Annotated in this window: 17 protein-coding genes; 15 read left to right on the top strand and 2 right to left on the bottom strand. The window is 70.4% G+C overall.

The annotated features are described in order from the left end of the window. Positions 1 to 10: 10 nt before the first annotated feature. From IF46_RS0128955 to IF46_RS0128900, 12 genes are all read left to right on the top strand, one after another. Entirely contained in the window at positions 11 to 811 is an 801-nt protein-coding gene (locus tag IF46_RS0128955; RefSeq protein WP_420063602.1) for a helix-turn-helix transcriptional regulator, read from the top strand. Further along, positions 808 to 2238, top strand: coding sequence for a Fe-S cluster assembly protein SufB (sufB, locus tag IF46_RS0128950; RefSeq protein WP_030491567.1), 1431 nt, complete (start codon positions 808 to 810; stop codon positions 2236 to 2238). Before IF46_RS0128955 ends, sufB begins: the two co-directional genes overlap by 4 nt. 91 nt (positions 2239 to 2329) lie before the next feature. Beyond that, positions 2330 to 3472 (top strand): Fe-S cluster assembly protein SufD, encoded by a 1143-nt coding sequence (sufD, locus tag IF46_RS0128945; RefSeq protein WP_030491566.1) that lies wholly within the window; start codon positions 2330 to 2332, stop codon positions 3470 to 3472. After that, on the top strand, positions 3472 to 3798 hold the full coding sequence (locus tag IF46_RS0128940) for a non-heme iron oxygenase ferredoxin subunit (protein WP_030491565.1): 327 nt from the start codon (positions 3472 to 3474) through the stop codon (positions 3796 to 3798). The genes sufD and IF46_RS0128940 overlap by 1 nt, the downstream gene beginning before the upstream one ends. Further along, positions 3798 to 4571 (top strand): Fe-S cluster assembly ATPase SufC, encoded by a 774-nt coding sequence (sufC, locus tag IF46_RS0128935; RefSeq protein ID WP_030491564.1) that lies wholly within the window; start codon positions 3798 to 3800, stop codon positions 4569 to 4571. Before IF46_RS0128940 ends, sufC begins: the two co-directional genes overlap by 1 nt. A 20-nt stretch (positions 4572 to 4591) precedes the next feature. Beyond that, on the top strand, positions 4592 to 5896 hold the full coding sequence (locus tag IF46_RS0128930) for a cysteine desulfurase (RefSeq protein ID WP_030491563.1): 1305 nt from the start codon (positions 4592 to 4594) through the stop codon (positions 5894 to 5896). Further along, positions 5896 to 6369, top strand: coding sequence for a Fe-S cluster assembly sulfur transfer protein SufU (gene sufU / locus IF46_RS0128925; protein ID WP_030491562.1), 474 nt, complete (start codon positions 5896 to 5898; stop codon positions 6367 to 6369). Before IF46_RS0128930 ends, sufU begins: the two co-directional genes overlap by 1 nt. Next, positions 6366 to 6803, top strand: coding sequence for a metal-sulfur cluster assembly factor (locus IF46_RS0128920; RefSeq protein WP_030491561.1), 438 nt, complete (start codon positions 6366 to 6368; stop codon positions 6801 to 6803). The genes sufU and IF46_RS0128920 overlap by 4 nt, the downstream gene beginning before the upstream one ends. A gap of 187 nt (positions 6804 to 6990) precedes the next feature. Next, a complete protein-coding gene (locus tag IF46_RS0128915) occupies positions 6991 to 7590 on the top strand; it encodes a TIGR03086 family metal-binding protein (protein ID WP_030491560.1) in 600 nt (199 codons plus the stop codon). 207 nt (positions 7591 to 7797) lie between these two features. Then, complete coding sequence (locus IF46_RS0128910) at positions 7798 to 8430, top strand: LysE family transporter (protein ID WP_030491559.1); 633 nt, start codon at positions 7798 to 7800, stop codon at positions 8428 to 8430. Positions 8431 to 8476: 46 nt separating this feature from the next. Beyond that, the gene (locus IF46_RS0128905; RefSeq protein WP_030491558.1) at positions 8477 to 9130 is read left to right on the top strand and encodes an acVLRF1 family peptidyl-tRNA hydrolase; all 654 of its coding nucleotides are present in this window, start codon (positions 8477 to 8479) and stop codon (positions 9128 to 9130) included. Positions 9131 to 9244: 114 nt separating this feature from the next. Next, a complete protein-coding gene (locus IF46_RS0128900) occupies positions 9245 to 9604 on the top strand; it encodes a YybH family protein (RefSeq protein ID WP_030491557.1) in 360 nt (119 codons plus the stop codon). A 141-nt stretch (positions 9605 to 9745) separates the two neighbouring features. Here the strand turns inward: IF46_RS0128900 and IF46_RS0128895 are convergent, their stop codons facing one another. Then, positions 9746 to 10666, bottom strand: a complete 921-nt coding sequence (locus tag IF46_RS0128895; RefSeq protein WP_030491556.1) for a neutral zinc metallopeptidase — start codon at positions 10664 to 10666, stop codon at positions 9746 to 9748. A 264-nt stretch (positions 10667 to 10930) separates the two neighbouring features. Between IF46_RS0128895 and IF46_RS0128890 the strand changes: the two genes are divergently transcribed. Next, positions 10931 to 12535, top strand: a complete 1605-nt coding sequence (locus tag IF46_RS0128890; RefSeq protein WP_030491555.1) for an ABC-F family ATP-binding cassette domain-containing protein — start codon at positions 10931 to 10933, stop codon at positions 12533 to 12535. Between the two features lie 39 nt (positions 12536 to 12574). Here the strand turns inward: IF46_RS0128890 and IF46_RS0128885 are convergent, their stop codons facing one another. Further along, complete coding sequence (locus IF46_RS0128885; protein ID WP_198041563.1) at positions 12575 to 13174, bottom strand: cadmium resistance transporter; 600 nt, start codon at positions 13172 to 13174, stop codon at positions 12575 to 12577. A gap of 216 nt (positions 13175 to 13390) precedes the next feature. On the opposite strand from IF46_RS0128885, the gene IF46_RS0128880 reads away from it, so the two are divergent. Continuing rightward, entirely contained in the window at positions 13391 to 13618 is a 228-nt protein-coding gene (locus IF46_RS0128880; RefSeq protein WP_007462679.1) for a helix-turn-helix domain-containing protein, read from the top strand. 46 nt (positions 13619 to 13664) lie between these two features. Beyond that, entirely contained in the window at positions 13665 to 14432 is a 768-nt protein-coding gene (locus tag IF46_RS0128875) for an enoyl-CoA hydratase/isomerase family protein (protein ID WP_030491553.1), read from the top strand. Positions 14433 to 14505 lie beyond the last annotated feature (73 nt).

The raw sequence follows: 14505 nt of genomic DNA, 5'->3' as shown, positions 1-14505 counted from the left end.
CGTTGGCGTTGTGAAAAACGCGGCGGCGCTCTCTGGGCACCAACCGACGGCCGTACCGGCCCTCGGTGCGCCAGTGTCCGCGCCCGTCGTGACCACTGCGGCCGCCCTCGCCGGTGCGGCGGCGGCCGAGATCTCCACCCGCGACCGGGTCACCCAGCTGCTGCTGGAGCGGGGTGCCACCACCGCCGCACAGCTCGGCGTGGCCCTCGGGCTCAGCCCGGCGGCGATCCGCCGGCACCTGGACGCGATGCTCGCGGACGGTGACGTGTACGCCCGCGAGCAGACCGTGCAGGGCAGCCGTGGTCGGGGCCGTCCGGCCAAGGTGTTCCTGCTGACCGAGGCCGCCCGGGTCCGCTGTGGCACACACCACTACGACAACATGGCCACCGCCGCGTTGCGTTGGATCGCCCGCAGCGGCGGTTCGGACGCAGTCGAGGCGTTCGCCACCGAGCAGGTGTCGGCTCTCGAGTCCCGTTGTCGGGCGGCCATGGAGGACGCCGGCGACGACCCTCTCGCACGAGCCGAGGCACTCGCCGCGGCTCTCACCGCCGAGGGTTACGCTGCCAACGCGACCACGATCGCCTCCGGCGGCCAGCTCTGTCAGCACCACTGCCCGGTGGCGCACGTGGCCGCCGAGTTTCCCCAGCTGTGCGAGGCCGAGACCGCGGTTATCTCCCGTCTGGTCGGCACCCACGTGCAGCGTCTGGCCACCATCGCGCACGGCGACGGGGTGTGCACCACGCACATCCCGACTCAGCCGGGCCGCGCTCAATCCGGTAATCCCGTCACCACTGTGAGGACAGATAGATGACCGAGCAGATCGTCCAGCCCCTGACCCAGGAAGAGCAGCTCGCCGCCCTGGGCCGGTACGAGTACGGCTGGTCCGACCCGGACGCCGCCGGGGCGGTCGCCCAGCGCGGCATCAACGAGGCGGTGGTGCGGGACATCTCGGCCAAGAAGAGTGAGCCGGCGTGGATGCTCGACCTGCGGCTGAAGGGCCTGCGGCTGTTCGGCCGTAAGCCGATGCCGGCCTGGGGAGCGGACCTCACCGGGATCGACTTCGACAACATCAAGTACTTCGTGCGGTCGACCGAGAAGCAGGCCACCAGCTGGGAGGACCTGCCCGAGGACATCAAGAACACCTACGACCGGCTGGGCATCCCGGAGGCGGAGAAGCAGCGCCTGGTCGCCGGTGTCGCGGCGCAGTACGAGTCGGAGGTCGTCTACCACAAGATCCGTGAGGACCTTGAGGAGCAGGGCGTGCTCTTCCTGGACACCGACACGGCGCTGCGCGAGCACGAGGACGTCTTCAAGGAGTACTTCGGCACGGTGATCCCGGTCGGCGACAACAAGTTCGCCGCCCTGAACACCTCCGTGTGGTCCGGTGGCTCGTTCATCTACGTGCCGAAGGGCGTGCACGTGGAGATTCCGCTGCAGGCCTACTTCCGGATCAACACGGAGAACATGGGCCAGTTCGAGCGGACGCTGATCATCGTCGACGAGGGCGCGTACGTGCACTACGTCGAGGGCTGCACCGCGCCGCTCTACTCCTCCGACTCGCTGCACAGCGCGGTCGTGGAGATCATCGTCAAGAAGAACGCGCGCTGCCGCTACACGACCATCCAGAACTGGTCGAACAACGTCTACAACCTGGTCACCAAGCGCGCTGTGTGCCACGAGGGCGCGACCATGGAGTGGGTCGACGGCAACATCGGCTCCAAGGTGACCATGAAGTACCCGGCGGTCTACATGACCGGCGAGCACGCCAAGGGCGAGGTGCTCTCGGTGGCGATGGCCGGCGAGGGTCAGCACCAGGACGCCGGCGCCAAGATGGTGCACGCCGCGCCGCACACCTCCTCGACCATCGTGTCGAAGTCGATCGCCCGTGGCGGCGGCCGCACCTCGTACCGGGGTCTGGTGCAGGTGCTGGAGGGGTCGCACCACAGCCGGAGCACGGTCAAGTGCGACGCGCTGCTGGTCGACACCATCTCCCGCTCGGACACCTACCCGTACGTCGACATCCGCGAGGACGACGTGTCGATGGGGCACGAGGCGACCGTCTCCAAGATCAGCGACGACCAGCTCTTCTACCTGATGAGCCGGGGTCTGAGCGAGGACGAGGCGATGGCCATGATCGTGCGCGGCTTCATCGAGCCGATCGCCAAGGAGCTCCCGATGGAGTACGCCCTGGAACTCAACCGCCTGATCGAGCTTCAGATGGAGGGCGCGGTCGGCTGACGCCGCCGCTCCCGCGGGGCGGGCCGGAACGTCGGCCCGCCCGCACCCGGCCCCAACCTCGTCGTCACGGAACAGACAGACCAAGGAAGAAATGACTACCCAGGCTTCCGCGCCGCCCAGCACCAAGTCGCAGGCGCTGCGTTCGTACGACGTCGCCGACTTCCCGGCCCTCACCGGCCTGGAAGAGGAGTGGCGCTTCACCCCGCTCAAGCGCCTGCGCGGCCTGACTGCCGACGTGCCGGCCGCGACCGGCGCGGTCCGGCACGAGTACGGTGACCTGCCCGAGGGCGTCGCCATCACCCGTGTCGGCCGCGACGACGAGCGCATCGGCAGTGTGCTGACGCCGGTCGACCGGGTCAGCGCGCTGGCCTACGGCGCCGCCGCCGATGCCCTGCTGGTGCGGGTGGCCCAAGACGTGGTGCTCGGCGAGCCGCTGCGCCTGCGGGTGGTCGGCGAGGGCATCGAGCAGCCGGCGTTCGGTCACACCTTCGTCGAGGTGGGCCGGTTCGCCGAGGCGACTCTGGTGCTGGAGCACGTCGGGTCGGCCACGCTGGCCGACAACGTCGAGGTCGCCGTGGCCGACGGCGCGAAGTTGACGCTGGTCACGGTCGCCGACTGGGCCGACGACGCGGTCCAGGCCCAGCACCTGAAGATCAAGCTGGGTAGGGACGCCAAGATCATCCACATCCAGGTCTCCCTCGGTGGCGACCTGGTGCGGCAGTTCACCAGCGTGGAATACACCGGTCGGGGTGGCGAGGCCGAGCTGTACGGCGTCTACTTCGCCGACTCCGGCCAGCACCTGGAGCACCGGCAGTTGGTCGACCACACCGTCGCGGACTGCCGCAGCTACGTCGGCTACCGAGGCGCCCTGCAGGGTGCCGACGCGCACACCGTCTGGGTGGGCGACGTGCTGATCCGGGCCGAGGCGACCGGCACCGACACGTACGAGATCAACCGGAACCTGCTGCTCACCGACGGCGCGCGTGCGGACTCCGTACCCAATCTGGAGATCGAGACCGGCGAGATCGCCGGCGCCGGCCACGCCAGCGCGACCGGCCGCTTCGACGACGAGCAGTTGTTCTACCTGATGGCCCGGGGCATCCCGGAGAGTGAGGCCCGCCGTCTGGTGGTCCGTGGTTTCTTCGCCGAGCTGATCAACAAGATCCCGGTGGAGTCGCTGCGCGAGCGCCTCGGCGACGCGATCGAGGCCCGCCTGACCAAGGCGGGCGCTTGATGATCCGACTCTGCTCCACCGAGGACGTGCCGAAGGGCACCGCGATCAGCGCGGACGTCGACGGCACTCCGATCGCCCTGGTGCACGGCGAGGACGGCAACTTCTACGCCGCGTACGACGAGTGCTCGCACGCCGCGGTCGCGCTCTCCGAGGGCGAGGTCGACGGCTGCACCCTGGAGTGCTGGCTGCACGGCTCGCGCTTCGACCTGCGCACCGGGCAGCCCTCCGGCCTGCCCGCCACCGAACCCGTCCCCGTCTACCCCGTCGAAGTCCGCGACGGCGACATCTACCTCAGCCTGACGCCGAGTAATGGAGTGACCCGATAATGAGCACCCTGGAGATCCGCGACCTGAAGGTGTCGGTCAAGCTGCCCGAGGGTGAGCTCAAGCCGATCCTGGCCGGCGTCGACCTGACCGTGAAGTCGGGCGAGACTCACGCGATCATGGGCCCGAACGGCTCCGGCAAGTCCACCCTGGCGTACTCGATCGCCGGTCACCCCAAGTACGAGATCACCGGCGGTTCGGTGACCCTCGACGGTGAAGACGTGCTGGCCATGACTGTCGACGAGCGTGCCCGCGCCGGCCTCTTCCTGGCCATGCAGTACCCGGTCGAGGTGCCCGGCGTCTCGGTGGCCAACTTCCTGCGCACCGCGAAGACCGCCATCGACGGCGAGGCGCCGAAGCTTCGCACCTGGGGCGGCGAGCTGCGCGGTGCGATGGAGCGCCTGCAGATGGACCCGGCGTTCGCCCAGCGCAACGTCAACGAGGGCTTCTCCGGTGGTGAGAAGAAGCGGCACGAGATCGTCCAGCTGGAGCTGCTCAAGCCGAAGATCGCCATCCTCGACGAGACCGACTCGGGTCTCGACGTGGACGCGCTGCGCGTGGTCAGCGAGGGCGTCAACCGGGTCCGCGACAACGGCGACACCGGCATGCTGCTGATCACCCACTACACCCGGATCCTGCGCTACATCAAGCCGGACTTCGTGCACGTCTTCGTGGCCGGCCGGATCGTCGAGCAGGGCGGCCCGGAGCTGGCCGACAAGCTTGAGGCCGAGGGCTACGAGCGGTACGCCGCCGGGGCCGGCACGGCCAAGGCCTGAGTGGGAGAGGCGCTGCCGAGATGACCAGCATCGTGATCCCTGCGGGGATGCCGCAGTACGACGACGTGCCGCGTTTCGACGTGGCCCGGGTGCGCGCCGACTTCCCGATCCTCGGTCGGGAGGTCAACGGACACCCGCTGGTCTACCTCGACAGCGCCAACACCTCGCACAAACCGCGCCAGGTGCTCGACGTGCTCGACGAGCACTACGCGCGGCACAACGCCAACGTGTCGCGTTCGGTGCACACCCTTGGCACCGAGGCCACCGAGGCGTACGAGGGCGCGCGGGCGAAGATCGCCGCGTTCATCAATGCCCCCAGCACCGACGAGGTGGTGTTCACGAAGAACTCCACCGAGGCGATCAACATCGTGGCGTACGCCTTCTCGAACGCCTCGCTGCGCCCGGATGCCGACCCCCGTTTCCGGCTCGGCCCGGGCGACGAGGTGGTGATCTCCGAGATGGAGCATCACTCGAACATCGTCCCGTGGCAGCTGCTCTGCGAGCGGACCGGCGCGACCCTGCGCTGGTTCCCGGTCACCGACCAGGGCCGGTTGGACGAGTCGGGCCTGGAGGATCTGGTCACCGAACGGACGAAGATCGTCTCGCTGGTGCACATGTCCAACATCCTCGGCACCGTCAACGCCACCTCCCGGATCACCGCGCGGGTGCGCGAGGTGGGCGCGCTGCTGTTGCTGGACTGCTCGCAGTCGGTGCCGCACCTGCCCATCGACGTGGTCGACCTGGACGCCGACTACATCGTCTTCACCGGGCACAAGATGTGCGGCCCGACCGGGATCGGCGTGCTCTGGGGTCGAGGCGAACTGCTGGCGGCCATGCCGCCGGTCTTCGGCGGCGGCTCGATGATCGAGACGGTCACCATGGCCCGCTCGACGTTCGCCGCGCCGCCGGCCCGTTTCGAGGCGGGCACCCCGCCGATCGCCGAGGCGGTCGCGCTCGGTGCGGCGGTCGACTACCTGACCGGCATCGGAATGCAGGCCATCCAGTGGCACGAGAAGGAGCTGACGGCGTACGCGCTGGATGCCTTCGGCTCGGTGCCGGACCTGCGGATCTTCGGCCCGACCGTGCCGGTGGGCCGGGGCGGCACCATCTCGTTCGCGCTGGGTGACGTGCACCCGCACGACGTGGGTCAGGTGCTCGACTCGCTCGGCGTGCAGGTGCGGGTGGGCCACCACTGTGCCAAGCCGGTGTGCAGCCGGTTCGGCGTCCCGGCGATGACCCGGGCCTCGTTCTACCTCTACACCACCACCGAGGAGATCGACGCTCTGGTGGCCGGTCTGGAGCAGGTGCGGAAGGTGTTCGACTGATGCAGCTCGACCAGCTCTACCAGGAGATCATCCTGGACCACTACAAGCGCCCACACGGGCGTGGCCTACGCGACGCCGACGACCCGGGTGACCAGGTCGCGGAGGCGCACCACGTCAACCCGACCTGCGGTGACGAGGTCACCGTCCGGGTGGCCACCAACGGCGACGTGCTGCACGACATTTCGTACGACGGGATGGGCTGCTCGATCAGCCAGGCCTCGGCGAGCGTGCTGCACGAGTTGCTGCGTGGCCGCGGCGCTGGGGAAGCATTCGAGGTGCACGAGGCGTTCGTGGAGTTGATGTCCGGACGTGGCCAGGTCACGCCGGACGAGGACGTGCTCGGTGACGGGGTTGCTTTCGCGGGTGTGGCCCGTTACCCCGCCCGGGTCAAGTGCGCGCTGCTGCCGTGGATGGCGTTCAAGGACGCCGCGGCACGCGCCGGTGTGGGCGTGAGCCCGGAGGTGAAGGCATGAGCGAAAATACGGCTACTGAGGCGACGCCGGAGGCCGGTGACACCACAGTGGTGCCGCAGACCGACGCCGCGACGACCGGTGACGCCGCTGCCCCTGCGGGCGGCGTCAGCAAGGCCGTGATCGCCGACATCGAGGAGGCGATGAAGGACGTCGTCGACCCGGAGCTCGGCATCAACGTGGTCGACCTCGGCCTCGTGTACGGCGTACACGTCGACGACGAGAACGTCGCCACCCTGGACATGACGCTCACCTCGGCGGCCTGCCCGCTGACCGACGTGATCGAGGACCAGACCCGGCAGGCGTTGACCACCGGCCCCGGCGGCGGCCTGGTCAACGACATCCGGATCAACTGGGTGTGGCTCCCGCCGTGGGGCCCGGACAAGATCACTGACGAGGGTCGCGACCAGCTCCGCTCGCTGGGCTTCAACGTCTGACCCGATTCCACTTCGTCGAGCGCGGTACCCATCCGGGTGCCGCGCTCGACGTGTTTCCAGGCAGCGCGGGAAGGTAGTGGAACGGATCGTTCCGGTCTGCTAAGCTGGTCTTACTGAGCGGAGCGGAACATTCCGATCCGGCAGCGGGTGGGGTAGCTCGCTGAAGGCCGGCAGAGAGGGCAGGACGATGAGCGAGATGGCAGCGGGGCAGTGGCGGATCGTGCTCGAAGAGGCGCACGAGGCGCTTCGGACGGCCGTCGAGGGGGTTCCGGCCGACGCCTGGGAGCAGCCCACCCCGTGCGAGCGGTGGAACGTCACCCAGGTGCTTCAGCACGCGGTCGGCGACCAGCTCGCCTTCGCGGCGGCGATCGACGGCGGGCCGGGGCCGGCGGAGGACCCGTTCACGCCCTCGGGTCGGGTCGACGGTGACAAGTTGGCCAGCCTGCGCGCTGCCCTCGACGCGTCCGCTCGGGCCTGGCAGGGTGTCGCCGACGACGACGCGGAGGTGCCCACGCCGCTGCCTCAGGGCAAGCTGCCGGCCAAGGTCGGCGCCGTAGCGTGCGCCCTGGATGCGGCGGTGCACGCCTGGGACATCGCGGTGGCCACCGGCCAGTCGTCCCCGCTCGGCGTCGAACTTGCCCGCCCCCTGCTGGTGGTGGCCCGGCAGATCGTCGAGCCGCTGCGGGCCTATGGCGCGTACGCCCCGGCGATCGACTCCGCTCCGGAGGCCGACGAGGTCGCCGCCCTGCTCTCCTACCTCGGTCGCGACCCCCGACTGACCGCCTGAAAGCCGCGGCTCGGCCCCGAGATCGTGCATGCCCCCAACGCGGGCGACGCGCGTGGGGCGGGAAATCCGATGGCGCGGGTGCGGCTTCGGCGGTCAGGATGACGGGGTGATTGAGGCGTACCCGAAGCAGGTTCCTGTCCGTGCGGCCGCAGCCGTGCGTCGACAGCGCACCGTGCCCGGGCCCGCCTCGATCCCTCGCCCGCCGTCGTGAGCGGCGCGTTCCTCGCCGGTCTCGTGGCCGGCTACGGCGTCGCCATACCCGTCGGCGCGATCGCGATTCTCATTCTGGGGCTCAGCGCCCGTACCTCGTTTCGGGTTGGTGCGGCCGCAGCGCTCGCCGTGGCGACGGCCGACGGGCTCTACGCGGCGGTGGCCGTGCTCGGCGGCGCCGGCCTGGCCGGGGTCATCGCGCCGGTCGCCGGGCCACTGCGGGTCGTCGCCGCCGTGGTCCTGCTGGGTCTCGCCGCGCACGGTCTGCACCGGGCCTGGGCCGCCCATCGCTCGCGACGTGCTCCGACGACGCATGCCGGTCGGGGTCTGAGCACTCCCGGTCGGGCCTACGCGGCGTTGCTCGGGCTGACCCTGTTGAACCCGACAACGGTGCTCTACTTCGCCGCGCTGGTGCTCGGCCGCCGGGACACCGCCGACGCCGACGCGGTCTCCGCGGCGCTGTTCGTGGTGGGCGTGTTGCTGGCGTCGGCGAGCTGGCAACTGCTCATCGCCGGTGGCGGCACCGTGGTCGGCCAGGCACTGACCGGGCCGCGCGGCCGGCTTGTCACCGGCGTGGTCTCCAGCGTGCTCATCGCCGCGCTGGCGGTGGCCGCGCTGCGGCAGACCTGACCGGCCCGGGGGCCCGGACGGGCTCGCGGTGCCGTACGGTCGGGCGGTGACCAGTCGACCCGCAGCCGGCGGAGGCCGGTGGGTCGAGGTCGACCCGGCCCGCGTCGGCCGCTGGGTCGAGGGCTTCGCCGACCGGCACGGCCCGCCCATCACCAGCACCCGGGAGTACGGCCTGCTGCTCGCCGCCCCGGACGGAGCAACCGCCGAGCTGTACGCCCCGCCGGGTTCGCCGGCCAGCGACGAGGTGGCCGGGTTCGTGGCCGGCGCCGTCCTGCCCCGCCGGATCGGCCTGCTGCTGGCCCGCAAGGGTGCGGTGGCGATCGGAGTGGCCGAGGGCACCGACCTCGTCGTCTCCAAGGTGGACACCCGGTACGTCCAGGGGCGCACCGCGGCGGGCGGTTGGTCGCAGCATCGGTTCGCCCGGCGTCGCGACAACCAGGCCAAGGCGGCGCTGGGTGACGCGGCGGATCTGGCCGTACGGCTGCTGTTGCCGCAGGCGGCGACGCTCGACGCGGTGGTCTGCGGCGGTGACCGGCGGGCGGTGGACACCGTGCTGGCCGACCGACGGTTGGCCCCGCTCGTGCCGCTGCGAGCGGAGCGGTTGCTCGACGTGCCGGAGCCCCGGCACGCGGTGCTGGTCGCGGCGGTGGGCGCGGCCCGTGCGGTACGGATCCGATTGCGCGACCCGGCACCCGACTGACCGTGGCGCTCGACGGAGGGAGATCGGCGTTCCCGGTGTGCTGCCGTGCTGACGGTCCGAGGATGGGCGCATCGCCCCGGTAACCGTGGCCGCAACACTCCCAGGGAGATCATCATGTCCGAGGCGCAGATCCTGCGTACCGTCCTCGACCGGTGGAAGTCGGCGGTCGACGCCCACGAGCCGGACCGGGTCGCGTCGTACTTCACCGATGACGCGATCTTTCAGGGGCTGTACCCGTACACCGTCGGCCGTGCCGGGGTTGCCGCGTACTACGCCGCCCAGCCGCTCGGCCTGACCGCCGCCTACGAGATCCGGGAGACCCGGCGTCTCGCCGACGACCTGGTCCTCGGCTACCTGGAGGTGGAGTTCGGCTTCACCGACCGCCCGTCGCTGACGGTCCACCTGGGCGTGCTGCTAAGCCGGATCGACGAAGACTGGCTCATCAGTCACTACCAGGTCTCCAAGCCGAACTAACCCGCCCCGCTCCGCCCGCTCCGCCCCGCTCCGCCCCGCCCGGGTCGATCATGGAGTTGTGGTGGTGGACGAAAGTTGCTCGTCGACCCATACCGGGCACCACAACTCCATGATCGGCGGGGACGGCGACCGAGGCTAGTTTCAGAGCTGGTCGGTGCCGAAGGTGTCGCAGGTCTTCGGGTCGCCGCCGTCGTAGCCCTGGGTGAACCAGCGCTTGCGCTGCTCGGACGTGCCGTGGGTGAACTGGTCGGGGTTGACCTGCCCGCCGGAGCGTTCCTGGATGCTGTCGTCGCCGATCGCCTCGGCGGCCTGCACGGCCTCGCTGATGTCGGCCGGGGTGATCGATTTGAACAGCGGCTCCTGGCCGGTCTTGTCCTTGCTCTCGGTGGCGTGCTTGGCCCAGGCGCCGGCGTAGCAGTCGGCCTGCAACTCCAGCCGTACGGAGGCGGAGCGGGGGCCGCTCTGGTCGCCCTGGCCGGCCTTCGCGTTGGTGCCGAGCAGGTTCTGGATGTGGTGGCCGTATTCGTGCGCGAGGACGTACGGCTGGGCGAACTCACCCTTGGCCCCGAACCGGGACGCCAGCTCGTCGTAGAAGCTCAGGTCGATGTACACGTGCTTGTCGGCGGGGCAGTAGAACGGGCCGACGCCCGAGTCGGCCTGCCCGCAGCCGGTGTTCACGGCGGCCTGGAAGAAGTTGGTGTCGGTCGGCTCGTACTTCCCGCTGCCCAGCTCCGGGTACGCCTTCTGCCAGTAGCCCTGGATGCTGTTGACGTAGAGCGCGTTGCGGCAGCGCGCGTCGTCGAGACGTTCGGGGTTCTCGGTGGAGCAGAGCTGCTCCAGGTCGGTGCCGCCGGCCTGGGGGCCCTCGTCGCCGTTGGTCATGGCGTTGAGGCCGAAACCGCCGCCGAGCAGCGCGATGAGCACGGCCACCACGATGCCGATGATGCCGCCTCGACCGCCGCCACCGGGGATCGGGATGCCGATGCCGCCGCCGGATCCGCCACCGCGGCCCACGTCGTTGACCTGGGAGGTGTCGATTTCGGCCCGCTCGTTGAGTTCCATGGGTGACCCCGATCGCCGTGTACCGATGAATGTCGTTTGTGTGCCTTTTCGTCTCTTCAGTGCCGGACGGGGTCCGGACAGGCGTTCCGGTACCCGATGATCTTGATCGGTAATCCGGGTAGGGCGTCCGACAGCGCCCGGTACACTTGTCGGGTGCTGCGCTGCGAAGGCTGAACCGCCCCGCGCCGTCGGGCCCCTTGAGCCCGCCGGCCGTTTCGCGTGCCCCGAGTCAGCCTTCCAGACCCCGAGAGCGAGCCCGAATACATGATCACTGCCACCGGCCTGGAACTGCGTGCCGGTTCCCGGATCCTGCTGTCCGACACCACCCTGCGCGTGCAGCCCGGTGATCGGATCGGCCTGGTCGGTCGCAACGGCGCCGGCAAGACCACCACGCTGAAGGTGCTCGCCGGCGAGGGGCAGCCGTACGCCGGCCAGATCGACACCCGCAGCGCCATCGGCTACCTCCCGCAGGACCCGCGCACGGGCGACCTGGAGGTGACCGGCCGCGACCGGGTGCTCTCGGCGCGCGGCCTGGACGTGCTGATGTCGCAGATGCAGGAGGTCGAGGCCCGCCTCGCCGGGGACCCCAGCGAGAAGCTGGTCCGTCGCTACGGCGCGCTGGAGGACCAGTTCGCCGCCCTGGGCGGGTACGCGGCCGAGGCCGAGGCCGCGCGGATCTGCGCCAACCTCGGCCTGCCGGACCGGGCGCTCGCGCAGACCATCGGCACTCTCTCCGGCGGTCAGCGTCGGCGCATCGAGCTGGCCCGGATCCTGTTCCGCGACGCGGGCGAGAACGGCGGCGGCATCCTGCTGCTCGACGAGCCGACCAACCACCTCGACGCCGACTCGATCACCTGGCTGCGCGGCTTCCTCGCCAACCACAAGGGCGGCCTGATCGTGATCTCCCACGACGGCGCGCTGCTGGAGTCGGTGGTCAACAAGGTCTGGTTCCTCGACGCCACCCGCTCGGTCGTCGACGTCTACAACCTGGGCTGGAAGGCATACCTGGAGGCGCGCGAGACCGACGAGCGGCGTCGCCGCCGGGAACGGGCCAACGCGGAGAAGAAGGCCGGCGCGCTGATGGCGCAGGCCGACAAGATGCGGGCCAAGGCCACCAAGACCGTGGCCGCGCAGAACATGGCCCGTCGGGCCGAGAAGCTGATCTCCGGCCTGGAGGAGGTGCGGGTCTCCGACCGGGTGGCCAAGGTGCGCTTCCCCAACCCCGCGCCGTGCGGCAAGACCCCGCTCACCGCGACCGGCCTGTCCAAGTCGTACGGCTCGCTGGAGATCTTCACCGACGTCAACGTGGCGGTGGACCGCGGCTCCCGGGTGGCCATCCTCGGCCTCAACGGCGCCGGAAAGACGACCCTGCTGCGGATGCTCGGCGGGCTGCTCACCCCGGACACCGGCGAGGTGCACGCGGGGCACGGCCTGCGGCTGGGCTACTACGCCCAGGAGCACGAGACGCTTGACGTGGAGCGCACGGTGCTGGAGAACATGCGCGCCGCCGCCGTCGAACAGTCCGACACCGACCTGCGCAAGATCCTCGGCGCGTTCCTCTTCTCCGGTGACGACGTGAACAAGCCGGCCGGGGTGCTCTCCGGCGGCGAGAAGACCCGGCTGGCCCTGTCCACCCTGGTCTGTTCCGGCGCCAACGTGCTGCTGCTCGACGAGCCGACGAACAACCTCGACCCGGTCAGCCGGGAGCAGGTGCTCGACGCCATCGCCAACTACCCGGGTGCGATCGTCCTGGTCACCCACGACCCAGGTGCGGTGCTGGCGCTCAAGCCGGACCGGGCGATCCTGCTGCCCGACGGCGACGAGGACGCCTGGAGCGACGACCTGCTCGAGCTGGTCGAGCTGGCCTGACCGACGCCGGCCCGGACCGCGCTGAGGCCCGGCCTGCGCTCAACCGAGCAGGTCGGCCAGTCGGCCGAGCACGCCGGAGCTGACCAGGATCACCACCCCGATGGCGATGAAGATCGTCGGCACCAGCCAGGCCCCGGCGCGCTCGACCAGGCGGACCACCCTCCGGTGCCCGCCCAACCAGGCCCCGGCGGCGCACCACACCGCGATGAGCAGCACGAAGACCAGCAGGAAGACCGCGCTGTCGGCGACGCCGAGAGCCCGGAAGACGGGTACGTAGACGGCCACGTTGTCGGCGCCGTTCGCGATCGTCACCCCGGCCACGCCAAGCGCTCCGGTGACCACCACGGGCGCCTCGTCGTCGCCGGAGCCCCGCAGCGCGCGCACGCCCAGCGCGATCGGCAGCAGGCCGAGCAGCCCCGTCCACGGGTCCGGAACCACCAGGAGCCCACCCGCGATCACCGCACTGGCCAGCGCGAGCGCGCCGATGCCGAGGTATTGCCCGGCGACAATTTCCCATCGGCGGGGTCGGCCGGTGGTGCGGGCCGCGACGAAGAACAGCGTCAGGATGACGATGTCGTCGATGTCGGTGGCCGCGAAGACCACGGCCGCGCCGGCCGCGGTGCTCAACAGGTCGATCACGACCGCAGGCTACGGGTCGTCGGCAGCCGCCAACACCCTGCGGTGGTACGCCCGGACGAGGCGGCGGGCCCGATCGCCAGGATCACGCTATCGGGAAGCTGACATTGCATAGCGTGTCGGTTGGCGAAGAGTTGATATCTGGCGCATGATCGTTCGAGGCGGTCTAATAGGTGGGACCGTATCCGAACCGCACAGTCTGGGACGTGAGGACACAGCATGGCAGCCACTGGCACAGCCACCAGCACTGAGAAAGGTCGCCGGATCGTCGGAGCCGAGCGTCAGACGCTCGCCAAGGACCTGGTAAAGCGGTACACCTCGGGGGAGAGCATCCGCGCGTTGGCGGCCTCGACCGGCCGTTCCTACGGGTTCATCCACCGAGTGCTCACCGAGTCCGGCGTGCAGCTGCGTCAGCGCGGTGGTGCCCGGCGCCGCAAGAAGGCGTGACCCGCCCCTCAGCGTCGTCCACCAGCGCCGCTCCCCGGGACGTCCGGTGACCGCCGAGGCTACCGGGGTTCGGCTGACTTGCGACGGGCCGGTCGCCACGGTGACGTTGTGCCGGCCCGACGTGCTCAATGCCCAGACGCCCGCGATGTGGCGAGCGATGAGCGACTTCTCTCGTGAGCTGCCCGGCGACGTGCGGGTGGTGGTGGTCCGGGGTGAGGGTCGCGCGTTCTCCGCCGGCCTCGATCTCGCGGTGGCTGGTGCCTCCGGGCCGGGGTCGTTCGCTGAGCTGGCCACGCTGCCCGAGCAGGAGTGCGCCGAGCGCATCGCGGAGTTTCAGGCCGGCTTCACCTGGCTGCATCGGCCGGATGTCGTCTCCGTGGCGGCCGTGCAGGGTCACGCGATCGGTGCTGGCTTCCAGCTTGCGCTCGCCTGTGACCTGCGCGTGCTCTCCGCGGACGCGAAGTTCTCGATGGCCGAGGTGACGCTCGGCCTGGTGCCCGACCTGGCCGGCACGAAACGCCTCGTCGAGTTGGTCGGCTATGCGCGGGCGCTGGAGATCTGTGCCACCGGCCGTCGGTTGGACGCGGCCGAGGCGGACCGGATCGGGCTAGCCACCCTGGTCGTGCCCCCGGCCGAGTTGGACGGCGCGGTGCGGGACCTGACCGCCGGCCTGCTCTCCGGGGCCCGTGACGCGGTGGTGGAGATCAAGGCGTTGCTCGCCGGTGCGGCCGGGCGGTCGCACGCCGACCAGCAGCGCGCCGAGCGGGAGGCACAGACCCGTCGGCTGCGGGACCTCGCCGGCAGGGGAGAATAGGTAAGGACCGCACGGGAAGATCCGGGTTACGACCGAGGTTGTCACACTCGTCGGGAGAATCGACCTGACGGCG

This window comes from Micromonospora chokoriensis (assembly GCF_000718555.1).
GTDB lineage: Bacteria > Actinomycetota > Actinomycetes > Mycobacteriales > Micromonosporaceae > Micromonospora > Micromonospora chokoriensis_B.
This window is presented reverse-complemented; position numbering and strand designations above follow the sequence as displayed.

What these genes read in the sequence shown, in the direction of transcription:
- sufB (WP_030491567.1), top strand. Translation starts at nt 808, where the DNA reads ATGACCGAGCAGATCGTCCAGCCCCTGACCCAGGAAGAGCAGCTCGCC.
- sufD (WP_030491566.1), top strand. Translation starts at nt 2,330, where the DNA reads ATGACTACCCAGGCTTCCGCGCCGCCCAGCACCAAGTCGCAGGCGCTG.
- IF46_RS0128940 (WP_030491565.1), top strand. Translation starts at nt 3,472, where the DNA reads ATGATCCGACTCTGCTCCACCGAGGACGTGCCGAAGGGCACCGCGATC.
- sufC (WP_030491564.1), top strand. Translation starts at nt 3,798, where the DNA reads ATGAGCACCCTGGAGATCCGCGACCTGAAGGTGTCGGTCAAGCTGCCC.
- IF46_RS0128930 (WP_030491563.1), top strand. Translation starts at nt 4,592, where the DNA reads ATGACCAGCATCGTGATCCCTGCGGGGATGCCGCAGTACGACGACGTG.
- sufU (WP_030491562.1), top strand. Translation starts at nt 5,896, where the DNA reads ATGCAGCTCGACCAGCTCTACCAGGAGATCATCCTGGACCACTACAAG.
- IF46_RS0128920 (WP_030491561.1), top strand. Translation starts at nt 6,366, where the DNA reads ATGAGCGAAAATACGGCTACTGAGGCGACGCCGGAGGCCGGTGACACC.
- IF46_RS0128915 (WP_030491560.1), top strand. Translation starts at nt 6,991, where the DNA reads ATGAGCGAGATGGCAGCGGGGCAGTGGCGGATCGTGCTCGAAGAGGCG.
- IF46_RS0128900 (WP_030491557.1), top strand. Translation starts at nt 9,245, where the DNA reads ATGTCCGAGGCGCAGATCCTGCGTACCGTCCTCGACCGGTGGAAGTCG.
- IF46_RS0128895 (WP_030491556.1), bottom strand. Translation starts at nt 10,666, where the DNA reads ATGGAACTCAACGAGCGGGCCGAAATCGACACCTCCCAGGTCAACGAC.
- IF46_RS0128890 (WP_030491555.1), top strand. Translation starts at nt 10,931, where the DNA reads ATGATCACTGCCACCGGCCTGGAACTGCGTGCCGGTTCCCGGATCCTG.
- IF46_RS0128880 (WP_007462679.1), top strand. Translation starts at nt 13,391, where the DNA reads ATGGCAGCCACTGGCACAGCCACCAGCACTGAGAAAGGTCGCCGGATC.